Consider the following 24248-nt stretch of genomic DNA (forward strand, 5'->3'; position numbering starts at 1 on the left):
TTGGTGGAGCCTAGCGGGATCGAACCGCTGACCTCAACACTGCCAGTGTTGCGCTCTCCCAGCTGAGCTAAGGCCCCTCTCAAAGCGTGGGGCGCATATTACTTACGCCCCCCTAGGCCGTCAACACCTTTTTTAAAAAAAATTTCTAAAACAATAACTTAGGTGAAAAAACGGCCAACACAACGACTTATTCAGCAATTGCTTCTTCTATCGCCTTGTTTACATTGAAGTATTCTTTTTCAAGCTTCTTCAACTTCTTCTTGCCCAGGCCGCCCAGCAGGTCAATTGCCGCCCGAACCCGTGCACGAGACATATCCGGCCCCAGCATATCCATGGTGTCCAGAACCGAAATGGTGTTTGGCGTACCGGCGATGGCAATAAAGAACGGGAACAGGAAGTCTTTCGGCTTCAGCTCCAGAGAAGACGCCAGTGCGAACATGCGCTTTTGAATGGCATCACGATCCCAATGACGAATAGCTTCGAGCTGCCACAAGCCAAACTGAAGGGTTTGCATCAACTTGTCTTCGTCGTACGCATTGTGGGCGAAGTCTTCTGCTTTCAATGCCGGCATGCCGGACAAAAAGTGCCCTGCCAGCGGTGCCACATCAGAGAACACCTCTACGCGCGGCATAATATGAGGAATCAAAGGCATCACTCTCTCCTCTTTCAAACCCCAACCTGCGAAGCGTGTAGCAAAGTCTTGTGGCGACAAGTCACGCAGCCACACACTGTTCAACCAGCGCAGCTTCTCAACGTCGAATACCGGACCACCAAGGGAAACACGGGAAATATCGAAGTTGCCGAACATTTCATCACGAGTGAATTGCTCGCGCTCATCCGGCATTGACCAACCCATACGACCCAGGTAGTTCAGAACGGCCTCTGGCATAAAGCCCATGCGCTCATAAAACATGATGGAGGTCGGGTTTTTACGCTTACTCAGCTTGGTCTTGTCCGGGTTACGCAGCAAAGGCATATGACACAGCTGCGGCATATCCCAACCGAAGTATTGGTACAACAGCTTGTGCTTGGGCGCGGAGCTGATCCACTCTTCACCACGAATCACATGGGTAATGCCCATCAGGTGGTCATCCACCACGTTCGCCAGGTGGTAAGTTGGCATGCCATCAGATTTCAGCAGGATTTGGGCATCAACCTGAGCCCAGTCCAACTCAATATCACCACGCAGCATGTCATTTACGACGCAAACGCCCTCTTCTGGCACCCGCATACGGATTACAAAAGGCATGCCTTCCGCTTCACGACGAGCAACTTCCTCTGCCGGCAACTCAAGATCTGAAGCCTTGATTGCAGTACGAACCTCAGCGGACTCTTTCTGGGCACGCAGCGCATCCAGCTCTTCGGATGTACGGTAACACTTGAAGGCATAACCACCGTCGATCAGCTTTTGAACGTGATCCAGGTAGATGTCCTTGCGCTCACTCTGACGGTATGGACCATTCGGACCGCCTACATCCGGACCCTCGTCCCACTCAAGACCCAACCAACGCAGACTATCCAGAATCGCTTGCTCTGATTCCGGCGTGCTGCGCTGCTGGTCCGTGTCTTCAATACGAAGCAGGAACTGACCACCATGACTGCGAGCAAAGGCAAGGTTGAAAAGTGCAATATAAGCAGTACCGACGTGAGGATCGCCGGTTGGGGATGGAGCTACGCGAGTGCGAACAGTCATATGACAATAATTCCAGCTGTGTAAAAGCCGGAATTATAAAAAATCACACCGCCAATACCAATCAGGCAGAGGCGGCTTTTTTAAGATTAGCGGTAATTTCTGTCACCGGCGCCGGTGCCACCGTCGCCGTTGTTGTTGAACCCAGCATATTCACAATGCTGCGACACCCCACCTGAATACCCTCTTCCGAATAATAATCACCAGGAACAAGACACTGTTGCTTCACCCACTCAATGTAGTTGCGACGCAACGACGCAGGGGCAACAAAGCCACTATTCCAGAAGGTGTCAAAATCCGGCGAGCCATTGGCACACGTTGCCATGGCCGGATTGGCATACAAGGCCTTGCCGATCACCATCAATGGTGCGCCGTGGTAAATAGCTGACAGGCCTGAGGTACTGTTAATAGTGATCATGCCGGCACAGTGTCTAGCCAGGAGGCCCATTGACCCGATGTCGATCACGTCCACGCGATCCGCAACACCCAACTTCTCGGACAGCTCCATAATTTCCGGGATGTAATCACAGTGTCCACGTTCAAGCGGATGGATTTTGAAAACAAGCCGCGTACCCAGCGGAGCAGAACGCGCAAAAGACTGAATGGATTCAGTAATGACACGAACAGAGTTCCAACCCATGGCAGCACGCTGCAAATTAGCGTCTGCAGCTACCTGAAGTGGCACCAGATAAAAGCGCTTGTCGTAATGCTCAAGCAGCTTTTCAATCAAACGGTAGTTTCGAGCCTCACCGGTGTAACGACGATAAGCGTTTCGCAACCAGTAAAAGCATTCTTTACCCACCCTGAAGCGGCGATGAAACAGCTCTTTTGAACGACCAAACGTCGCCATTGTACGAGCCGAATAATAGGTAGCCGACAGCATTGAAGAGCGAGAGAAACTTTTGAAGTCGCGCCCTTCCACCATGTCAGCACTTTGCCAACCCTGGGGCTGAATCTGACCGGCAATCGGCGAGCTGGCGTTGTTGCCGCCGTATTCTGCCGTGATGAAGCCCGGACGAACATAGCCTTCTTCCAAGGATACAAGTGTAATGCCACGCTGATCAGCCAGGGAGCGTGCAACCTTGTGCGCAGGCCGCTCAGAACCGAACAGAACGATGCCATCAAAGTCGCACTGGTCCAGATAGGTCGAGAGCCACTCTTCCCAATCAGCGACACCACCACTGAAGCGAACGCTTTTAACACCACGAGAGTAAAGGGTATCGCCTGAGTTGAAATCAATTTTAGTGACGGCGGCACCCGCCTCTTCCAACATCAGCTGAAGGCATTTAAAGAAGGGGCCGACCGGCCCTTGAAGTAACAGAATGCGCTGACCCGCCAGCGCCTGCAGGTACTCCTGATCATTCGCCTGATTATTTATAAAACTCATCAGACGCTCTGCAGTATCTTCCAGCATGAAAGCTCCCTAACTTCCCTTCATATACGATCCGAGACGGCCTCTGTCGCAGCGGATAGCATAGCTTTCGATTGTCCAATTGCCAGACAAGAAGTGATTCTTTTAGTAACAGCAAGACAATATGTTGCGAAGAGGATAACAAAAAAACGGACTCACCCCACAAAGGTTGACACTTTTCTGTCGGATTTGTTGCTTTTTATGGAGAAGAATCAATAAGCCCCACTCATGACACCCGTCACAAAAAAGAACAATTCTCAGCAAAACCGCTCTTCACTTCGAACAACCGAAGCAGGAAACCGGAAACCCCTAAACCCAAAAGCCCTGTAAACGAAAAAGCCCAGTCATTTGACTGGGCTTTTAAATAAATGGCGGTGAGGGAGGGATTATTCCCCTTCGGGCCATCGTCGCAAGCTCCGATGTTTGTCGCTGCGCTCGGTGCGAACCCACGAGGCTTCTCACCCTCCCAATCTGACTAGGCCTCGTAAACGAAAAAGCCCAGTCACTTGACTGGGCTTTTAAATAAATGGCGGTGAGGGAGGGATTCGAACCCTCGATACCTTTCGGTATACACACTTTCCAGGCGTGCTCCTTCGACCACTCGGACACCTCACCTAATGCATGAATCCAGATTGGATTCTTTTAACAATAATCGCCTAAGCGTTTGTTGTTAAAGCCTGACAAAAAAGGCTTTTGAATTCGTGGCGGTGAGGGAGGGATTCGAACCCTCGATACCTTTCGGTATACACACTTTCCAGGCGTGCTCCTTCGACCACTCGGACACCTCACCGTTTGCTTAACCGGGGAATGTCCCCTGTCAGCGGTGGCGTACTTTACGGATCGACCATCACCCTGTCAACGAAAAATTCAATAAATTCAAAAATTTACTGACTGTTCAAATCTTGTCCCCAGCCACCGTACAGGCCAATCTTCCCGATGCATTCTTTACCTTGTGATTAATTAGGGGTATACCACTAGGCCTCGCAGTTCCCGAACAATTGAACACCGCAATGATTCAAACTGACGCTAACGCTTCTTCTTTAAACGACCAGCTTTTCAGCAAGCCGGACTACATTGCCCGCTGCCTTGCGTACGGCACCGGAGCGATCACCATCGCCACCGCGCTGTTCCTCGATCACTGGCCAGAAAGCTTTGTTATCGCCCTGGCTTTCTTCCTGGTGTTCCCTCATTTTATAGAAATCATCGATAAGCGCCTCAGCTGGACACGCAAGACGGCGATGGTCAGTCTCAGCCATATTGATGCACTTGTCGCAGGCGTGATGATAGGAATGGTTGGCGCTCCCATTGAGTTTGCCGCCCCCGTCTTCCTGATGCTGAACACCAGCCTGATACTGATTGGCAGTCGTGGCGGCTGGATTACCGCCAATTCCATCTTTTTATTATCCGTGGTTTTGGTGAAAATGCTGTCAGGCATTTCGGACGCCCCGGACACACCGATAGAAATTATCTTCTCGTGCGTTACCGGCACCGTGTTGTTCTTCTCTGCACTGGCATCGTATGCGTCTTACCAGTCCAGCCAAATCCAGAAAATGGAAGACAAGCTGCGCAATGAAGTCGACCGATATCAGGAACTGTCCGAGCAAGTGTCTCGTTATGTTTCGCCACAAATCCGCGACTCTATTCTGAGTGGTAAAAAAGAAGCCATCCTGCAAACACAGCGCAAGAAGCTGGTGGTGTTCTTTTCTGACATTGTTGGCTTCTCTTCACTGTCGGATCAAATGGACGCCGATCCACTGACCGACCTGCTGAACGGCTATCTGACAGAAATGACCGCGATTGCCATGAAATACGGTGGCACCATCGATAAATACATCGGCGATGGCATCATGATTTTCTACGGCGACCCAGTGTCCAAGGGTATCAAGCGCGACGCTCTTGCGGCGGTCGCCATGGCCATTGAGATGCGCCGTCACATGCTCAAGCTCAGAAGAAAATGGGCTGAGCTGGGGCTGAGCACTCCCCTGCAGATTCGCATGGGCATCAATACCGGCTACTGCACCGTGGGTAATTTCGGCACCGAGTCTCGCATGGACTACACCATTGTAGGGCGTGAAGTAAACCTGGCCAGCCGATTGGAAAGCAATGCCGATGCCGGTGAAATTCTTATTTCCAGAGAAACTTACGAGCTGATCAAGGACAAGATCATCTGCCGCGAGCGGGGAACCATCAATGCCAAAGGGTTCAGAGATCCAATCCCGGTCTTTCAGGTTAAAGATTACCGCCGCGATCTGGGCTCAAACCCGACCTTTATGAACCATGAAACCGAAGGCTTTTCGCTGTACATGGAATCGGACCGCATCAAGGAAACTGAGCGCATGAAGGTGGCAGAAGCTTTGGAAAAAGCAGCGGCCAAACTGAAGCGCCCCGCCCAGGCGGCCAAGCCGATGCCAAGGAAACCCGCCGCGCCCGCTATGAAAAAGCCGCAAACAAAAAGCCCGGTGTAAATACCGGGCTTTTTCGTCAACCAGACCATCAACCCCACTACTGGCGCGCCAGCCGGAAATTAGGAAACCCTTTGATCGGCTTGTTAGAGCGAACCGGGTTGATATCGAGCCCACCCCGGCGCACATAGCGAGCACAAACAATCAGTTCATCCAACGCGAACCGCTGCATCAGGTCTGAATAGATGCGCTCAACACATTGCTCATGGAACCCCTGGTGCTGTCGCATCGAAATCACATAAGCCAGCAAACTGCTCTGACACACCCGTTCGCCAGCAAACTTAATGTATAAACTGCCCCAGTCCGGCTGCCCCGTGACCGGGCAGTTGGATTTAAGCAGGTGAGAGCACAGCCAACCTTCAAAGCGATCATCGCTCTGATCTGCAATGAGCAAATCAGCATTCGGTGCGTAGTCTGCAACCTCAATATCCAACTCATCAATGCAGAAAGCGTCCGGTGCATAGTCAAACGTATGATCGACCGGATGCAAGACAACTCGTACAGCACCGCCGGCCGCTTTCGATAAGTCGAATTCCATCGCCTCCTGCACCTGCTCTTCAGTCAAAAATCGCGTTTGATTGAATGAATTCAGGTACAACTTAAAGGATTTGGATTCGATGATATTGGGTGATCCCGAGGGCAGTCGAAACTCACCAATCCGCACGACCGGCTTGCCTTTGCCGTTCAGCCAGGACACTTCGAAACCGTTCCAAATATCCTCACCGTAAACGGCATCGGCGTCATAAGCGATGTCCTTACGCCCTTCAGCGCGAGGAATCGGGAAGAGCAAGGACGCATCGTATTCATCCTTGTATTCAGACACTTTTCCCAACGGGTTAGCTACAGAATCAATCGTCGCCATCTTACTGCCTCATACCTGTGCCACGCTGCAACAGCAAAATACTGTATGCACCCAACACCAAAATAAACACACTCATCATCAAAAAGGACACCGCAACCCCGACATCCGAGACACCCAAAATCCCATAGCGGAACGTGTTCACCATGTACAAAATCGGGTTCAACTGCGACACCCACTGCCATTGCTCTGGCAGCAGTTCTATGGAGTAGAAAACACCACCAAGATATGTCAGCGGCGTAATGATGAACGTTGGAATAATGGAGATATCGTCAAACTTGCGAGCATGCACCGCATTGATAAAACCACCTAGCGAGAACAGCACCGCCGACATAATCACCACACCAATCACGATGCCCACATGGTGGATTTCCAGACTGGTAAAATACAACGACAGCAAGGTAACAATCAGACCGACGGCAACACCACGAGCAACACCACCGGCGACAAAGCCCGCCAAAATGGTTAACGGGTGCACCGGAGCAACCATCAGCTCTTCAACGCTTTTCTGAAACTTGTTACTGAAAAAAGATGACGCCACGTTGCCATAAGCATTGGTGATCACGCTCATCATAATCAGGCCAGGAACAATGAATGACATATAATCAACGCCGTGCATTTCACCGATTCGCGGGCCGATGAGGTTGCCGAAAATCACAAAATACAAGGTCATGGTGATTGCTGGCGGCACCAGTGTTTGCGCCCAGATACGCATAAACCGACGCACTTCTTTCACGACGATGGTTTGCAAGGCAACCCACTGAATCTGAGCATTGGTCATGACGCACCTCCATTCACCAGGTCAACAAACAACTCTTCGAGACGATTGGATTTGGGGCGCATACTGCGCACCTGACAATCAGCAGCCGTCAGGGCAGCAAACACATCGTTTACAGACTGGCCATCCTTGATCACAACCTCCAGGGAGTCCGGAGAAACCACACGGGATTCAAACCCCTCGAGAATAAAGTCAGAAGACACCTCAGCCTGAAGATCAAACACAAAGGTTTCAGAATTCATCTGAGCTAACAAACCACGCATGGTGGTAGAGCGTACAATCTCACCTTTATTGATGATGGCGATGTTGCGACACAGCTGTTCCGCTTCTTCCAGATAATGCGTAGTAAGAATAATCGTCGTACCAGCAGCATTCAGTTCCTTCATGAACTCCCACATAGACCGGCGCAGTTCAATATCAACACCCGCCGTCGGCTCATCCAGAATCAACACTTTTGGATTGTGGACCAGCGCCCGGGCAATCATAAGGCGGCGCTTCATACCACCAGACAGCATACGCGAGGCTTGGTCCCGCTTATCCCATAGATCAAGTGCCTTCAGAAGATATTCGGTACGAGCAACCGCATCCGCCTTGCTCATACCAAAATAGCCAGCCTGGGTTACCACGATGTCTTCAACCTTTTCGAACTGGTTGAAGTTAAATTCCTGCGGAACAACCCCAAGGCTTAGGCGAGCGCCGAAGGAATCCGAGTTAACATCACAACCCATCACTTCAGCGACACCATCCGACTTTTGCACCAAGCCGCACAAAATACCCAGCGTTGTCGACTTCCCTGCGCCATTCGGACCCAGCAACGCGAAAAAATCGCCCTGCTCTACTTCCAGATCGATGCCCTTCAAGGCTTCAAATCCGTTACCATATACTTTTCGCAAGCCCTGAACTTTCAGCGCCGGAACCATAGACCACCCGTTAGAGACTGTTATGAGTGAAACACCAAATCACATCGAACTTCTGGAAAAACTAAAAAGCCGCTTGAAAGCGGCCGAAGAAAGCGAAGTGATAAACGCCGACATGATACAACAACTGGAGACAGTTATTGACCAGCTGAAGGAACACAGAGAAACAGCCTGGGAAGACGCTCGAGTGTGGCTAGCCAACCTGATGATGTTCACACCACAGCTAGCCCCGGCTGTTGACAGGGAACTGCTGTGGTTGATGGGTGGAGAGTGTCTGCATTATTTGACGGATGAAGAGATCGCCAAGTTCGAGTAACTATTCCGCTGCTGAATGAATAATAACTTCGCCAGTAGGCTCGATAACGGCTGTATCAAACTTCTCTGGTTTGATATCGCCTGACTCGAGCTTGTCCTCCATCTGACTCAAAGCAACGTCGACATTGGTGAAATCAACGCCTTCAATTAGCTTCAAACCATATTGCCACCATTCAATTTTTTGGAGGCGCGCCACCTGGCTAGGGGAGAATCTATAGCGAATATGCTTAGCCGGAACGCCCCCAACAATTTCATATGGTTTCACATCCTTTACTACTACGCTCCTTGCTCCAACAACAGCTCCATCGCCAATTTTTACACCTCGACGGATAAAGACCCCTTCACCAATCCATACATCATTGCCAATCTCTATCTTTTGATTTTCATCACCATACTTTTTATCAAACAAAGCGCGAGATTTCTTCCATGCAGGCGTGTTGTCGTAGAAATCTTGTACGTGCTTTAAGCGTCCCCAAAACCCTTGAAATAAGTAATGAGAAGATATTTCGTTCGTTGGATGCTCAACCTGCCCAGCAATTATATTCGAGGCTATAGAGCAAAACCGTCCAACAGAAGATATATTCCGCATAATGGTATTACCCCCTCCCATATAGGAGTAAGCACCAATCTTGTCGATATCGTATCGCCCTGCTCGAAGCTCACTGTAGGACTCCAGGGAAAGCCTTCCCAATTTACCAACACCGAAGTGAACTTCGTCATTAGAAGCAGCCACACTGATAGATGCCTTCTCAAGTATTAGCCGTTGTTTCTGCAACATACATTCACTCCGATACAAACCTGGAAAGATAACGCGCCAAGGGTACTTTACTATCCCGAAGGAAAGACTTTGGATCGCGCTGAAGCTTAGCTTTCTTTCGATCATTTTTTACAAATCGGGAAGCCAGGCCGACCCATTTCGGCTGATGAAAATCTGGCTCGACATCCGGATGCACAACATTACAGCCATTATGCCAAAGACCACGCTCCCTGGAGCCAGCCGGTGGAATAATCCAACGAGTGGCACGACCGCTATACTTATTCTCAAATCCAACACCAACTAAAAGCGATGCATCAGAAGGCCACGGGTCACGCAAAAATGATAGATACGGTGAAACGGCCTCACTCGAATTATAAACCAGATCACATCCCATTGTATCAATTGTCGATTTAACATCTGCCGCAAAGCTTACAATTCCTGAGTGCACCTTCCCGATGAAATCCACACGAGCCTTTTCACCTTCAATATCGAGAAATTCAGGAACCCCCTGAGAGTCATATCGAATAAAAGAACCATCCTGATTCTGAAACATCAGCTCAAACATCAAAATAAATTTTACATAAGGATGATCAGACTCACCAAAAACAATACGATCAGCGTAATAAGAAACAGCTTTATGGCCATTATTAATGCGCTCATCAACATCAGAATTAGTAGAAAAATAGAAGCCCGTAGTATTTTTCAGTCCACATAACTTTATGATTGACTGCTGCAAACTTCCAGAGTGGCCGATATCTACGAAGGCATAATTGTCACCACCAGCAACCAGCCCGTGCTCTGCATATTTCTGCAAGAGAACATCACGTTCATCTTTAGCGTTTTCCAGTATACGTCCAGACATTTCCGGCGAACTAAAAAGCCCAATCAAACGTTCGCTATCTTTCTTCCAGTCGGCCAAACATCCACTACCTTCATACCCAAAACGCTCATAGACCCCTGTCGCAATGCTGTCGCCCTTTACACCAAATCGATGCAGTAGGATTTCATTGATCGGACAAGGCGTAAAATTAACCTGAAGCGCATTGCATATATCCTCAACAGAAGTCATGCAAGCTACATTTACAGCACGCCTTGAAGCATATAAGTATTCACTCTTTGGAGCACCTGGCAAACCACTGGCAAAGATGTCATAACAGCGCTTTACTATATCGCCGTCACGAGCGAGGAAGAATATTTTTTCAACCCCCGAAGAACTAGCGTGATCCAATATTTGACGAGCAAAGCCCACCATTGAGGCTCCCAGGTAAGCGTAACCCAGCACCTCAGGATTACCCGCACTGTAGCTCTTGGTACCAGCTGCCTGTTCTCGAGCAACCCGGAAGGCACCGAGGCTTGATACCACAGATGCTGAATACTTGTCTTCCCAGGAAGAAAAGCTGTTCAAGTAATCACTTACCGCAGCACAAAGCTTCCGGGAGGTCGGAACAAACTGTGCTTTCCATCCGGCTTCAGAAGCACGTGTTACATCAGACTTATAGTTATCGCCGAAGTGAACGATTTGGGCAGGTTTACATTTCAATTCGTTCGAAACGTGCTTGTATAACTTCCCGGTATGCTTTAACACACCGCAATCCAAAGATGAATAAATTTTATACCCCGAGCCCAACCCGCAAGCTTTTAAAATCTCCTTCACCTGATCCGCAGAATAGTAAATATCAGACACAAGAATTATCTTTTTATTCTTGGATTTCGCATAGTCTAGTATTTGCTTACCCTGATGCTTGATCTGACAAAGCTCTTTATCCAGTTCAAATTCACCAGCAACCAACATGTCAACGTGATCGGAACTGATGCCGAGCTCATCACATACAGCAATATATCGTTTCTGAAGTGATATTTCTTCACCGTCATTTAGTTTACGAGAGAGCGCCAAATTGCGGCTATTTTTTCGAGCCGCCAAGAAATCATCCCATGAAATACCAGATATACCTTCAACCATCCCTTTCATGCCCAAGAACATATCAGCAGGATCAGAGAAGGGGCGCTCAACCAAGGTGTCAAACACATCAAAAGACACTACCTTACAAGAATCAATTTCTTTCTTTATATTCTTTATTCGCGCCTCGTTCCAGATATTGTCGGAGTTTACTGGCAATATCGGGAGGGAAGAAACTTCACTTTTCGATGACTTCTCAGGCTTTAAAGGTTTTACGGACTTGGCTTTAGATCCTATCGATTTAGCAAGGTCTGATACTTTTCTCGCAACTTCATCTGTACGCTTACGAGAAAATTCAACTTTATCCAGGTCGGAGTAGGACCAGTAGAATCCCAGCATATCCCGTATTTTATCTTTCTCGTCGAAATAAGACAGTTTTACAGCATCAGGGTAGCCAAGGATTTCAGCCCAAAAATGTGGACTGACAAATTCCTGATAAACCGTGGAGTAAATATCTACACCCGTATTAGAGCCATACTCGAAAACAGGCTTATAAAAATACTCTACGTTTTTATCAAAATATTTACTCTCAGCCAAAACAGATGACGAAAGTCCCGCAACAGTCTTGAGCCTGTAACCAGAAAGGGCCCTGTAAACAGGAAAGTTAGCGATTTCAACATTTTTCTTGGATTGAAGGTACTTCAATATATCTTCATCGCCACTTTTCAAATAGGGATGCCGTGCATAATAGACCTTCGAGTGATTTTCGCAGAGCAAGTCGAAACGCTCTTTATAGTCCAGAACAGACAACATTTTCCCGTCATCACAGACCGACTTATCATTCAACATCTGACCAACAAAAAGAGCAGAGTTCGCTGACAACTGAGGCTCTACCCTTCTCCAGCCTTTATACGTTTGGATCTTTGCCCGATCTGCATACAAGTACATCAGATCTTCCGAAACATTGAATTTGAAAAGCTTCTCTCGAACACTGTAATCATTGGAGTTAAAGCCAAAAAGCACATCATCCATAAACCTTACGGGATGAAGCCATATATCAACATAAACTGCACCGCAAACACCAAGCAAATAACGCGTTTGTTCGGAAAGTTCATAACCGATAACAAGGTCGCCAGGACGAACAAACTCTTTCAAATATTCTATCGACTCTGCGGATATGTCATCCTTTGAAAACCAGAATTGTGTTTCGTCAAGATCTACAGATATACCACTTAATTCGAAGAACTTGGTTCTCGACAAGTGAAGACTGTCCGTTCTTGAAGAAGCGAGAACACCAACATCAATCCCAGTAGCGATTTTAACAGGGCGACTTAATAGGTCTCTCAGCCAGCGTCTATTAGAGTATTGCTCTTTCTCCTTTGTCATCAACGGATCGCTAGCTATGAGTATACGATCAAACATACACAGTATTCCTTTTTACAACGCCAACGCCACTGCCGCAGACACAGCAATCTGATAAATAACTTGGCTAATATCTTTTGTTAGCTGCAACGCCTTGAGGTCAGGCTTTGCCAGCACGAAAATCTCATCTCCCGGCCCGACCATTTTCTTGTCGTCCAGGTCACGGTTTGCGGTCACGAACGCCCCGTTGGGCTTCATCACCAAAGTGTTCATATCATCAAGATCCGCGGTCGCACCGCCGGCTTGCTCGACGTAACGCTCAATGGTGCGGCCGTTTTCATAGGTGACGGCTGTCGGGAACAACACCTCACCATGAATCATGACCAGGTTCTTTTGCGATGGAATGACGATTTTATCGCCTTGATTGAGGATCACCTTGGTCGCGTCGTAGCCTTTAGCCAACAACACCTGGCCACGGGGCTCAATTTGTTTGGCCCGTTCGATCCATGCCAATACCGACTCTGCTTCAACCTTGCGCAGTTCGGCGGCTTCACGCGTTGCGGAACGGGCGGTCAAGACGCTTTGCTCGAGTGCATGCAGAGACGACATCAGCATCTCTTTTTGGCGTCTGGCTACCGACTCCCGGAACAGTTGCACCGACTTTTTATCCGACAGCTGAGTGTATTCAACCTGTTCCAACAGGTCAGCAAGACTGGCGCCCCACGGCAACACCATTTCAGTCGTAGACTCATGCTCACCAAGCACTTCCACACTGATACTGTCTTGTCGTAATTGTGAGGACAGTCTGACGACACTGCCGGGCGTCACTTCAACGCCGGCGATTGCATTGATTTCGTACTGATGGGCATTGACTCGGCTGCCCTCTGGCGCAACCACCGTCACATGAGTGACCCGCTCACCGACTACGGAAGCATCAACTACTTCCGACAGCAGCGACTCCTTGCTTGCAAGCTCATATTGTCCTTTGAAACCGGCATCGCCTTCGATAGACACGGCACCCAGACGCTGCGAAACAAAGATCAAATCGCCATCCTGGAGCTGCACAGGTGGCATGCTTCCACTTTGAACAAAATCGTACAGGTCGATATCAGCCAGCTGTTTCGACTGTCGTTTTACCAGTATTTTTCGATAGCTTCCAAGCTCTGGCTTGATGCCGCCTGCCTTGTCGATATACCGCAATACGCTGTCTGCGCTTTGACCTTCATAAATACCTGGCTTCGGCACCATCCCTGATACAAATACTTTTACCGTCTGGCTGGATGCCAGAGTGACATAGGCTTCGACATTGGCCTTGTAGACTCGTTTGATGGATTTCAGAACAACGTTATTCAGGTCCTTATTGGCAACGCCGAGGACCTTCACAGGCCCAACGCGTGGTATAAAAATATTGCCCTGCGCATCAACCACAATCTCTTGCTGCAGCTCGATTCCCCCCCAAAGCTGAACCAACAACTGGTCACCTTGGGAAATACGATATTCCGGGTTGGTGCCGGTAAAGGATGTTTCCTCAAAACCGCCGCTGAACAGCCAGCTGCCGTACATTTGGTCGTCAGCAACATCCAGTAAGGATGGCTCGCTTTGATCGGGGTCAGGAGCACCTGCATCCAGTGCGAAACAATTAACCGACAACAAGACCATTAGACTTAAAAACAAACGCATCATCAGGTTAATCTCTGTGCTCTTTAATAACGGCAAACAACAGGCGCCCAATCAGGTACACCAACATCAACCCGACGAACCAGGTAATGATGTTATACAGGCGTCTCGGATACTTGGCTTCTTCAGGCAGCAATGGGGCTTCAACCACCAGCAAATGCTTCAGTTTTTGCATTGCCTGGGAACGGGCGCTTTCCAGGCTGGTCAACGAGGACGTGTACAAATCCGTCGCCAGCTCACCGTTTAAGGCAAGTTCCTTGAAGTCCATGTTGATCTTGTTGAATCCGCCATTGGCTTCCTGCGTCAGACGACCACGCTCTTCTTTCAACTGTTGTTCAAGCGACTGGATCAGATTGGTCTGCGCGCGCACCTCTGCGGAATCGTCACGCATAACGGCGTTCAGTTCTTTAAGGCGCGCCTGTGCTTTGATCAATTCAACCTGCAGCGTATTCACTCCTTCCAGAATCGCGCCGCCCTCCTGCTCCGGGTTGAACAAGCGGTTCTCCTCCTGGAACGCCAACAGATCACGCTGGGTATTTTTTAGCAGCCCATGTGCACGCTCCACCTCGCCTTGGGCATAGGCCATTTGCTCACGAGCCATTTTGTCGCCGAGGTCATTGATGAATGCTTCGGCAATCGACAACAATACCTCGCTGGCATGGAGTGCAAATTCAGGGTCAAAGGCTTGTAGCTCCACTTCAAGAATGTCTGATGTCTCGTCGTGGACGACAGTGATGTGACGCTGGTAATACTCCAGATACTCTTCAGCCGTTGCATCAGCGGGCAAACGACTTAGGAAATCCACACTGGAATCTTCATAGTGCTTACGCAACCCCACCGCTTCATTCAGCTTTTTGGCCATTGCGCGAGATTCAATAAAAGCTTTGATGATCAGCGAGTCGCGGGTTGAGGACGTCACGGCACCCAACGAAGCCAGACCCGTCAATTCGGTTTGAGCACCGGATTCTTTCACAACAAACTGCGACTCAGCCGCGTACCGAGGGGAAGCCACAACGCCAAAGTACACAACAATCAGCGCCGTAAAAACGAACAGCAACGACAGCGCAATGCGTTGTTTAAGGTAGCCAAACATCCGAAAAACCGGGCCTGCCTGGCCAGCTTTTTCGTCGCGCTGTTCATTGGCACTAGCGTCTGATACTACTGCTACATTTTCATCGTTATTTTCAACAGTCACGATTCGTACTCCACGATCGCGTCTTCAAGACTATCGAAGTATTCAAGCTTGCCATTACGAATGAGTAATCCTGCATCACAAAATTTCCTCAACTGCTCCATCGAGTGATTCACCATAATCACCTTGGTAGAAGAAAATTTTTCTTTTAAAACCCGTTCGCTCTTCGCTCTGAAAGCAGCGTCACCAACGGCCGTAATTTCATCAATGAGCAACACATCGAATTGAAAATCCAATGCCACCGTTATGCCCAGCATCACACGCGAGCGCATACCGCTGGAATACGACTTCATCGGTTCGTCGAAGTACTGGCCGATATCGGCAAAGTCAGCCACCCGATCTTCCATAGCACGAGTGTCTGAATAGCCGTGTATCCGGGAGATGAATCGGGCATTTTCGCGCCCACTCATTTGCCCCTGTACACCACCTTGCAGGCCAAGTGGCCAGGATATCCTAAGGTCTGACTGTATACTGCCGGACTTGGGTAATTCCGAACCGCCTAACATACGAATGAAGGTTGATTTACCAGCACCATTACGCCCCAGGACACCAATGCTCTTGTCCATGGGCAAGGTGATATTCACGTCTTTGAGAATGTAATTTCTACCGGCCTTGGTTTTGTACCACTTGGACAGACCTTCAAAATGAATCATCCGCTGATAAACCTCGGTCGGTTCAATTTGAACAATGACAGAGCCAACGCCCAAAACACCAGATTTAGCTCAATTAAGTAAACAGGATCGGCAAAATCCGAGCGGTACTCACTGAAATACCCTTCACGCATCAACTCAAGCCCGTGAAAAATTGGATTCCAGGACAGGTATGGCCAGTACTGCTGAGGCAGCATACTGGCCGAGTAGAAAACACCGGAAATAAACAACAGCGGCGTCATGATGACGGTTAAAAACCGGTTCGCATCCGGCCAAAACTCCAACACCGAACACAGAATCATACCGATGGCCAAAGACAATGAAGCAAGCGAGGCAATCGCAAGCAAAAACTCCAGCAAATCATCCGGGAAGATGTCGTAAGAGAGAAACCAACCCATTAGCCCCATCAGAATCGCAAGTACAACAAAATAGGTGGTTACTTCGATGATGCTACGCGTCAGCACAGGGTCAATGGGCTCTACCTGGCGGTAGGTCATTAGCCCCTTATTGGATATGACGGCATTGGCTGACTGTGTCAGCAGCTTGGTGAACAACTTGAACGTCAGCATACCGGTGATCATGAACACCGGGACCGGCACGCCAGAGATGGACTCACGCCCAATAATTGAGAACAGAATGGCGAAGACGGCGGCTTGCCCTGCGGGCTCTGCAATCGCCCAGAAATATCCCAACCGGTTACCGCCAAAACGCGTCCTCAGCTCACGAATAAACAGCGCAAAGACGGTGTCCTTCATGATCTGGAACGATGATCTGTGTAGCGTCTTACCGGTCAAGCTCTAACCATCCCTGTAAAAAGTGTTTAATTCTCAAACACTTACCTAAAAAATCAGCTGTCGAACTCTAATAAAACGACAAAGCGATGACAAGCCGGGTGGCCCATTCCGGCCAGAGTGGACACTTTGCCATACTCCACTACAGCCGTGTTAGCTGTCTTGCGGTTCAAACGTCATGCTGGCCGAATTGATACAAAATCGCAGTCCTGTTGGTGGCGGGCCATCCGGGAATACGTGACCAAGATGGGCATCGCAGCGGTTGCAGCGAACTTCCGTGCGAACCATGCCATGGGAGGTGTCGGTCAATTCGGTGATGGCCCCTTCAATTTCCTGGTAGAAGCTTGGCCAGCCACAACCGGAATCGAATTTGGTATCGGAATAAAACAAGGGAGCTTCGCAGCAAACGCAGCGATATAAACCAACACCTTTAAAATCGTGGTATTTGCCCGTAAACGCTCGCTCGGTACCCGACTCGCGGGTCACGTGGTAAGTGAGAGGATCAAGTTGAGCCTGCCACTCTTGCGGTGATTTATTAACCTTGTCTTGCTGTGCTGACATAGCTGCCTCCGTAAATCGCCGCCTAGCATACCGTACACAAACTTCCATTGCCGCCCTTTCGGGTAATCTTGTGTAGCGGTATCATCGAACGCGCGGCAGCCAGCTGGTTCCGTGGGGTTCGCATCTAAATTGTCAACGAACCGCTTTTTTTCTTTTATACAGGCAGTCCATCTCATGCAGGAAATTCGGAAATCCGACAAGCTCGCTAATGTGTTCTATGACATCCGTGGACCTGTATTGGATGCGGCGAAGCGCATGGAAGAAGAAGGCCACCGTATTCTGAAACTGAACATCGGCAACCCAAAACCGTTTGGTCTGGACGCGCCTGAGGAAATCATTCAGGACGTTATTTACAACCTGCCAGACTCCGAGGGTTACTCTGACTCCAAAGGTCTGTTCGCGGCTCGTAAAGCCATCATGCAGTACGCCCAACAAAAGCGTATTCAGAACGTCAACATTGAAGATATCATCATTGGCAACGGCGTCAGCGAGCTGATCGTGGCTTCCATGCAGGGCCTGATCAACAACGGTGACGAAGTGCTGATTCCTGCCCCGGATTACCCTCTATGGACCGGTTCCGTTGCTTTAGCCGGTGGCAAGGCGGTGCATTACACCTGTGACGAACAGTCCGACTGGTATCCGGACCTGGACGACATGCGTGCCAAGATCACCGACAAAACCCGCGCCATGGTACTGATCAACCCGAACAACCCGACCGGTGCGGTGTACCCGAAAGAAATTCTGCTGGGCATGCTGCAAATCGCTCGCGAGCACGATCTGGTGGTGTTCTCGGATGAAATTTACGACAAGATTCTGTTTGACGAAGCCGAACATATCTCCACTGCGTCACTGGCCGATGACCTGCTGATCATCACCATGAACGGCTTGTCGAAGAACTACCGACTTGCGGGCTTCCGTTCCGGCTGGATGATCATCAGCGGCGCCAAACACCGCGCCCGTGATTACATTCAGGGCCTGGAAATGCTGTCCTCCATGCGTCTGTGCGCCAACGTGCCATCCATGTTCGCCATTCAAACCGCGCTGGGCGGCTATCAAAGCATCAACGATCTGGTCGCCGAAGGTGGCCGCATCCGCCAGCAGCGCGACATCGCCTGGGAAACCCTGAACAACATTCCAGGAGTCAGCTGTGTAAAACCGAAAGGTGCACTGTACTGCTTCCCGAAAATGGACGTTCAGAAGTTCAACATCCGCAACGATGAACGCATGGTACTGGACTTGTTAGAGCAGCAGAAAATCCTGATTGTTCATGGCACCGCGTTTAACTGGAAGTCGCCGGATCACTTCCGCGTGGTGTTCCTGCCGCGTCCGGAAGACCTGACGGTCGCTATGGACCGCATCGGCCAGTTCTTCACCAACTACAAACAGATCTGATCATGCTCGACGTCCATCTGGATGAGTTTTTCAAAGACTGTGCTTCCATCCTGCTGATGGGATTGAAGCACTTTCCAAAGCCGCAAACCCTGTTCGTGCAGGACATTTCCGGTATTGATGATATGGACGAGTTTGGACTGCACAGCGATCGCCACCTGTCGGCGCTGGGTGCGATCACCTGGCTCAAGGAAGAAGGCTTCATACGGTTTTCTGGCTACGACCGGCAGGAATCCGTTGATGACTTCGTACTGACCGCGCGCTCACTCAGGCAACTTTTGAAACCAGCGAGCAACCCTAACCAGCAAGATCCCACCCCCATGTTTCAAACCCTGGAATTCGCCTTGCTGGATGGTGACACCAGCTGGGTGAAACAGCTACTGCAAGACCAGGTTTTCAGTGACTGAGTAAAGACAAAAAAGGCGAGGCGCTGTGACAGCGGCTCGCCTTTTCAAATAATGCCAAATTACTTGGTTCTGACAGAGAACCCGGCAGACTCCAGCAGCTGTTGCAACTCAACGCACTTGGACGGCACCCCCACCTTCATGGTTGGAATATCCCGACGCAGCGGATAGTTACGACGCATTTCATCGAATGCCGACTTGATATCCCGAGCGCGATGCAAACGGGAGCGCATCAAACCGTCGTCCACACGCACTTCGTAACAAGCTCGAATGGCGGTACGCAGGGCCTGATTCAACGGCACCTGATCCGAGAAGTTCACGCGTTTGATGCCAGGCTCTGGCAAGAACTGACCCAGTTTACGACGCACCGGAACACCGAAGAATTCACACGCCGCCTGATAAATCATCTCGGTGCCGCGCATTTTGCCATCCAGCGAGTAACCAGCAATATGCGGCGTCGCCAGCAAGCACTGATCCATCAGTTTCAGGTCGAGGTAAGGTTCGCCTTCCCAGACATCCATAATGGCTTCAAAGTCGTCGTTGGCTTTCAGGTGCGCCAATAGCGCGTCATTATCAACCACGCCACCACGGCTGGAGTTAATCAAACAGGCGTTAGGCTTCATCGCTGACAACTGTTCGGCACCAATCAAGTGTCGCGTCGCGTGCTCACCGGTTTTGGTCAATGGCGTATGACACGTCACCACGTCCGCACCCAATACCTCTTCCAGGGACGTCAGTTCGCCAACGTCCTCAGGGTCCTTGAACGGATCAACTGCCAGCACCTTAACGCCCATTTCTTCAAGGCGGCCACGCAGAGTGCCACCCACGTTACCAACACCAACGATGCCGACAGTCAGGTCCTCAAAGCGAATCGCACGAAGGTCCACCAGCACGCTAATCGCGCTCAATACGTAGTCAACTACTGCCTGGGCGTTGCAGCCCGGCGCACTGGCAAAGCCAATACGGTTTTGCTCCAGCCAATCCATGTCGACGTGATCCGTCCCAATGGTGGCGGTACCAACGAACTTCACTGGCGTGTTGGCCAGCAGCGACTCATTTACTTTGGTGACCGAACGCACCAGCAGGATATCGGCTTCAGCCAGATCTTCAGAGCTGAGATTTCGGCCTTCAACGCGAGTGATTTCACCGAACTCCGCAAAAAAGGAATCGATAAGAGGAATGTTTTCGTCAGCGACTATTCGCACAATGGGACGCTCATCTTTTGGACATGCCCGCATTCTCGCAAAACACCTTGGCTCATTACAATCTGTGAATTTGATTTGAAACACTCTGTAAGACTTCGACCACCCAACACACCGTTTCCACTTCGCAACGAATCCGTACCTGAAGAGACTGTCTCAACAACAAACAAGCTGAATCGTTTCGTGCAGCCCTGCCGTTTTACGAGAGCACTTATTGCAATAGATACGACCAGCGCCTTCGACCAAAGTAGGGATATTTGCTGAATGAATGGCGAATATCAGCACAAAGAGCCTTACAAAAACCACTCACAACATTAGCATTTACTGAAAACATCCGATTCCACCAAAACCATACCGTCAGAGGATTACCAAAGCCCTCACAAGGGGCCGATAAGTAAGTCCTCTGATCACAAGAGAAGAGGAAAACACCGTGTTAGAAGCCTATCGAGCCCATGTCGCAGAACGTGCAGAGCAAGGTATCCCACCCAAGCCTCTGAATGCCGAACAAACCGCCGCCCTGGTGGAGTTGCTGAAAAGCCCGCCTGCTGGTAAAGAAGAGACCCTGCTGTACCTGCTTGAGAATCGAATCCCGCCCGGCGTCGATGAAGCGGCGTACGTGAAAGCAGGATTCCTGAGCGCCATCGCCAAAGGTGAAACCACTTGCGAACTGGTTTCTCGCCAAAAGGCCGTTGAACTGCTCGGCATGATGCAAGGTGGCTATAACATCGAAACACTGGTGTCGCTGTTGGACGATGCAGAGCTGGCCGAACTGGCGGGTGAACAGCTGAAAGGCACCTTGCTGATGTTCGATGCCTTCAACGACGTTCAGGAAAAAATGGCCGCGGGTAACGCCATTGCCAAATCCGTGATGGAATCCTGGGCCAATGGCGAATGGTTCACCAAAAAGAACAAGGTCGCTGAAAGCATCAAGATGGTGGTCTTCAAGGTCACCGGCGAAACCAACACCGACGACTTGTCCCCTGCGCCTGATGCCTGGTCGCGCCCGGATATTCCGCTGCACGCATTGGCGGCCTATAAAATGACCCGCGACGGCCTGGAGCCTGAAGAGCACGGCGTCAAAGGCCCCATGAAGCAAATCGAAGACATCAAGTCGAAAGGCTTGCCAGTGGCATTCGTTGGTGACGTGGTTGGTACTGGTTCTTCCCGTAAATCCGCCACTAACTCCGTATTGTGGTTCTTCGGCGAGGATATTCCCGGCGTCCCCAACAAGCGCGGTGGCGGTGTTTGTATCGGCAACAAGGTTGCGCCGATCTTCTTCAACACCATGGAAGATGCCGGCGCACTGGTTTTTGAAGCCCCTGTCGACAACATGAACATGGGGGATGTGATCGAAATTCGCCCCTACGAAGGCAAGATTCTTAACGAAGCCGGCGACGTTATCTCCGAATTCAAATTCAAATCCGACGTCATTCTGGATGAAGTGCAGGCTGGCGGTCGTATTCCGCTGATCATCGGTCGCGGCCTGACCACCAAAGCCCGTGAGGCCCTTGGGCTTGGCACCACCGACCTGTTCCGCCTGCCACACGACCCAAGCGCCTCCAGCGCCGGTTTCTCGCTGGCGCAGAAAATGGTGGGCAAAGCCTGCGGTCTACCGGAAGGCCAGGGCATTCGTCCGGGCACCTATTGCGAGCCCAAGATGACCACCGTGGGCTCCCAAGACACCACGGGGCCTATGACTCGTGACGAGCTGAAAGACCTCGCCTGCCTTGGCTTCCAGGCCGATCTGGTGATGCAGTCGTTCTGCCACACAGCGGCTTATCCAAAGCCGGTCGATATTGAAACCCAGCACACTCTGCCAGACTTCATACGGACGCGTGGCGGTGTTTCCCTGCGCCCCGGCGACGGCATTATTCACTCCTGGCTGAACCGCATGTTGCTGCCGGATACCGTCGGCACCGGTGGAGACTCACACACCCGTTTCCCGATGGGGATTTCCTTCCCTGCCGGCTCCGGTCTGGTGGCTTTTGCAGCCGCTACCGGCGTGATGCCATTGGATATGCCGGGATCGGTGCTGGTGCGCTTCAGCGGCAAGATGCAACCGGGCATCACCCTGCGCGATCTGGTACACGCGATCCCGCTGTACGGCATCAAGCAAGGCCTGTTGACCGTTGAGAAAAAAGGCAAAATCAACGAATTCTCCGGCCGTATTCTGGAAATTGAAGGTCTGGAAAATCTGACTGTCGAACAGGCGTTCGAACTGTCCGATGCTTCGGCTGAGCGTTCCGCCGCTGGTTGCACCATCAACCTGTCGGAAGACTCCGTTGCCGAGTACCTGAAGTCCAACATCGTCATGCTGCGCTGGATGATTGCTGAAGGTTACGGTGACCCACGAACACTGGAACGTCGGGCCGCTGCGATGAAAGCCTGGCTGGCAAACCCAAGCCTGATGCGTGCCGACAAGGACGCCGAATACGCTCACGTTATCGAGATCAACCTCGACGACATCAAGGAACCCATCGTTTGCTGCCCGAACGACCCCGATGATGCCAAACTGCTGTCTGAAGTTGCTGGCGACAAGGTCGATGAAGTCTTCATCGGTTCCTGCATGACCAACATCGGTCACTTCCGCGCGGCTGGTAAACTGCTGTCGCAACACAAGGGCAACCTGAGCACCCGCATGTGGATGTCGCCGCCAACCAGAATGGATCAGGCCCAGCTGAACGAGGAAGGCTACTACAACATCTATGGCACTTCCGGTGTACGAATGGAAATGTCCGGTTGTTCGCTGTGCATGGGCAACCAGGCACGGGTTCAGTCCGGCAGCACCGTGCTGTCTACCTCAACCCGTAACTTCCCTAACCGTCTGGGTGACGGCGCCAACGTGTACCTGACCTCTGCGGAACTGGCCGCAGTCGGTGCCATCGTCGGCAAACTGCCAACGCCAGCGGAATACATGGAGTACGCCAACAAGCTCGATAGCATGTCAGCAGATATCTATAAGTATCTGAATTTCGACAAAATGGATGCTTACACCAAAAAGGCAGCTACGGCGCTGATCGCCTCCGCCAGCTAATCCATACGGACATAAAAAACCCCAGACAGCGCAGCTGCCTGGGGTTTTTCGATATTCGAATTGACTTTAACTGGCATACACCACATGCCGGCCGCTGCGCGCAAAACCAATCAGGTTCATTCCCGCCAACTCCGCATGCTCAATGGCCATCGTGGTCGGTGCAGACACCGCTACCAGCGTCGCAATGCCTACCGAAGCACATTTGCCCACCAACTCGTAACTGGCACGGCTTGAGACCAGCACAAACCCCTTACGATCAAAATCCGGCTGGCGATGCAAAGCCCCAATGAGCTTGTCCAGCGCATTGTGGCGACCAACATCCTCAAAGGCCATTTGAATATTACCGTCGAAGGAACACCAGGCAGCTCCATGAACGGCACCGGTCATCCGCTGCAGAGGCTGGAAGTCGACCAGTTGTGACAAAGCAACATCAACCACCTCCGCGGATGGCGCAAGCACGGAAACAACCGGTGGAGGAACCCGGATAGCCTGTTGTAGCGACTCAGCACCACACAAGCCACAGCCAGTTCGCCCCGTCAGGTTACGACGACGCTGTTTGAGAGCTGCAAACCGCTCTGAAGACAGCTCCACCAGCACCTGATACCCCGACGAAGCAGCGACGACATCCACGCCATAAATGTCAGACGAAGCCGTCGCTATACCCTCCGTCAACGTGAAGCCTATGGCAAACTCTTCCAGGTTATCCGGCGTTGCCATCATCACAACGTGTGAGACGCCGTTGTAAACCATGGCCACCGGCACTTCCTCTGCAATCTGGTCGTCGGCGTCACTTGCACCCCAAACATCATCAGTCGCTGATTTCTTCGTTCGGGCTACTACCGAACGGGTTTTCGATACCACTGTGTTCAATGCCTGCAAAATAAGTTACGCCGCCATGGT

Annotated in this window: 19 protein-coding genes, 3 tRNA genes and 1 other RNA gene; 5 read left to right on the forward strand and 18 right to left on the reverse strand. The window is 50.7% G+C overall.

Features of this window, described 5'->3' with window-relative positions:
* Position 1 precedes the first annotated feature (1 nt).
* From G516_RS0112090 to G516_RS0112110, 6 genes are all read right to left on the reverse strand, one after another.
* Positions 2 to 77, reverse strand: a tRNA-Ala gene (locus G516_RS0112090).
* 110 nt (positions 78 to 187) lie between these two features.
* Positions 188 to 1693: a glutamate--tRNA ligase gene (gltX, locus tag G516_RS0112095; protein WP_028293885.1), complete on the reverse strand. Its 1506-nt coding sequence runs from the start codon at positions 1691 to 1693 to the stop codon at positions 188 to 190.
* 61 nt (positions 1694 to 1754) lie between these two features.
* Complete coding sequence (locus G516_RS22245; protein WP_051219370.1) at positions 1755 to 3104, reverse strand: capsular biosynthesis protein; 1350 nt, start codon at positions 3102 to 3104, stop codon at positions 1755 to 1757.
* 366 nt (positions 3105 to 3470) lie between these two features.
* Positions 3471 to 3583, reverse strand: a non-coding RNA gene (locus tag G516_RS24445) — RtT sRNA.
* Positions 3584 to 3628: 45 nt separating this feature from the next.
* Positions 3629 to 3716 (reverse strand) — tRNA-Ser (locus tag G516_RS0112105).
* Between the two features lie 87 nt (positions 3717 to 3803).
* Positions 3804 to 3891, reverse strand: a tRNA-Ser gene (locus G516_RS0112110).
* A 220-nt stretch (positions 3892 to 4111) separates the two neighbouring features.
* Between G516_RS0112110 and G516_RS22250 the strand changes: the two genes are divergently transcribed.
* Positions 4112 to 5566: an adenylate/guanylate cyclase domain-containing protein gene (locus G516_RS22250; protein ID WP_084645031.1), complete on the forward strand. Its 1455-nt coding sequence runs from the start codon at positions 4112 to 4114 to the stop codon at positions 5564 to 5566.
* Positions 5567 to 5603: 37 nt separating this feature from the next.
* Here the strand turns inward: G516_RS22250 and queF are convergent, their stop codons facing one another.
* The 3 genes from queF to G516_RS0112130 are packed head-to-tail and all read right to left on the reverse strand — an operon-like array spanning position 5604 to position 8120.
* Positions 5604 to 6425 (reverse strand): NADPH-dependent 7-cyano-7-deazaguanine reductase QueF, encoded by an 822-nt coding sequence (gene queF, locus G516_RS0112120; RefSeq protein ID WP_028293886.1) that lies wholly within the window; start codon positions 6423 to 6425, stop codon positions 5604 to 5606.
* A gap of 1 nt (position 6426) precedes the next feature.
* The gene (locus tag G516_RS0112125) at positions 6427 to 7203 is read right to left on the reverse strand and encodes an ABC transporter permease (protein WP_028293887.1); all 777 of its coding nucleotides are present in this window, start codon (positions 7201 to 7203) and stop codon (positions 6427 to 6429) included.
* A complete protein-coding gene (locus tag G516_RS0112130; RefSeq protein WP_028293888.1) occupies positions 7200 to 8120 on the reverse strand; it encodes an ABC transporter ATP-binding protein in 921 nt (306 codons plus the stop codon). Before G516_RS0112130 ends, G516_RS0112125 begins: the two co-directional genes overlap by 4 nt.
* A 22-nt stretch (positions 8121 to 8142) precedes the next feature.
* Here G516_RS0112130 and G516_RS0112135 point away from each other — a divergent pair, with 22 nt between their 5' ends.
* On the forward strand, positions 8143 to 8433 hold the full coding sequence (locus tag G516_RS0112135) for a hypothetical protein (RefSeq protein ID WP_028293889.1): 291 nt from the start codon (positions 8143 to 8145) through the stop codon (positions 8431 to 8433).
* Here the strand turns inward: G516_RS0112135 and G516_RS22255 are convergent, their stop codons facing one another.
* From G516_RS22255 to msrB, 7 genes are all read right to left on the reverse strand, one after another.
* The gene (locus tag G516_RS22255; protein WP_051219372.1) at positions 8434 to 9210 is read right to left on the reverse strand and encodes a CatB-related O-acetyltransferase; all 777 of its coding nucleotides are present in this window, start codon (positions 9208 to 9210) and stop codon (positions 8434 to 8436) included.
* Between the two features lie 4 nt (positions 9211 to 9214).
* The gene (locus G516_RS0112145) at positions 9215 to 12508 is read right to left on the reverse strand and encodes an HAD family hydrolase (protein ID WP_028293890.1); all 3294 of its coding nucleotides are present in this window, start codon (positions 12506 to 12508) and stop codon (positions 9215 to 9217) included.
* 15 nt (positions 12509 to 12523) lie between these two features.
* Positions 12524 to 14131: a polysaccharide biosynthesis/export family protein gene (locus G516_RS0112150; protein WP_028293891.1), complete on the reverse strand. Its 1608-nt coding sequence runs from the start codon at positions 14129 to 14131 to the stop codon at positions 12524 to 12526.
* Between the two features lie 4 nt (positions 14132 to 14135).
* Entirely contained in the window at positions 14136 to 15320 is a 1185-nt protein-coding gene (locus G516_RS0112155; RefSeq protein ID WP_051219374.1) for a hypothetical protein, read from the reverse strand.
* Positions 15317 to 15970, reverse strand: a complete 654-nt coding sequence (locus G516_RS0112160) for an ABC transporter ATP-binding protein (protein WP_028293893.1) — start codon at positions 15968 to 15970, stop codon at positions 15317 to 15319. The genes G516_RS0112155 and G516_RS0112160 overlap by 4 nt, the downstream gene beginning before the upstream one ends.
* Positions 15967 to 16722: an ABC transporter permease gene (locus G516_RS0112165; protein ID WP_036536216.1), complete on the reverse strand. Its 756-nt coding sequence runs from the start codon at positions 16720 to 16722 to the stop codon at positions 15967 to 15969. The genes G516_RS0112160 and G516_RS0112165 overlap by 4 nt, the downstream gene beginning before the upstream one ends.
* A 189-nt stretch (positions 16723 to 16911) precedes the next feature.
* Positions 16912 to 17319 (reverse strand): peptide-methionine (R)-S-oxide reductase MsrB, encoded by a 408-nt coding sequence (gene msrB, locus G516_RS0112170; RefSeq protein ID WP_028293895.1) that lies wholly within the window; start codon positions 17317 to 17319, stop codon positions 16912 to 16914.
* A gap of 174 nt (positions 17320 to 17493) precedes the next feature.
* On the opposite strand from msrB, the gene G516_RS0112175 reads away from it, so the two are divergent.
* Positions 17494 to 18711, forward strand: a complete 1218-nt coding sequence (locus G516_RS0112175; protein WP_028293896.1) for a pyridoxal phosphate-dependent aminotransferase — start codon at positions 17494 to 17496, stop codon at positions 18709 to 18711.
* 2 nt (positions 18712 to 18713) lie between these two features.
* The gene (locus tag G516_RS22260) at positions 18714 to 19115 is read left to right on the forward strand and encodes a hypothetical protein (RefSeq protein WP_051219377.1); all 402 of its coding nucleotides are present in this window, start codon (positions 18714 to 18716) and stop codon (positions 19113 to 19115) included.
* 59 nt (positions 19116 to 19174) lie between these two features.
* On the opposite strand, the gene pdxB is transcribed toward G516_RS22260, so the two are convergent.
* Positions 19175 to 20317 carry a 4-phosphoerythronate dehydrogenase PdxB gene (pdxB, locus tag G516_RS0112185; RefSeq protein ID WP_028293897.1) on the reverse strand — a complete coding sequence of 381 codons (1143 nt, stop codon included), beginning with the start codon at positions 20315 to 20317 and terminating at the stop codon, positions 19175 to 19177.
* 427 nt (positions 20318 to 20744) lie between these two features.
* Here pdxB and acnB point away from each other — a divergent pair, with 427 nt between their 5' ends.
* The gene (gene acnB / locus G516_RS0112190; RefSeq protein WP_028293898.1) at positions 20745 to 23348 is read left to right on the forward strand and encodes a bifunctional aconitate hydratase 2/2-methylisocitrate dehydratase; all 2604 of its coding nucleotides are present in this window, start codon (positions 20745 to 20747) and stop codon (positions 23346 to 23348) included.
* 66 nt (positions 23349 to 23414) lie between these two features.
* On the opposite strand, the gene fdhD is transcribed toward acnB, so the two are convergent.
* Positions 23415 to 24227 carry a formate dehydrogenase accessory sulfurtransferase FdhD gene (fdhD, locus tag G516_RS0112195; protein ID WP_245582668.1) on the reverse strand — a complete coding sequence of 271 codons (813 nt, stop codon included), beginning with the start codon at positions 24225 to 24227 and terminating at the stop codon, positions 23415 to 23417.
* Positions 24228 to 24248: the final 21 nt, after the last annotated feature.

Origin of the sequence: Oceanobacter kriegii DSM 6294 (genome assembly GCF_000422845.1) — a bacterium.
GTDB classification, from domain to species: Bacteria; Pseudomonadota; Gammaproteobacteria; order Pseudomonadales; family Oceanobacteraceae; genus Oceanobacter; species Oceanobacter kriegii.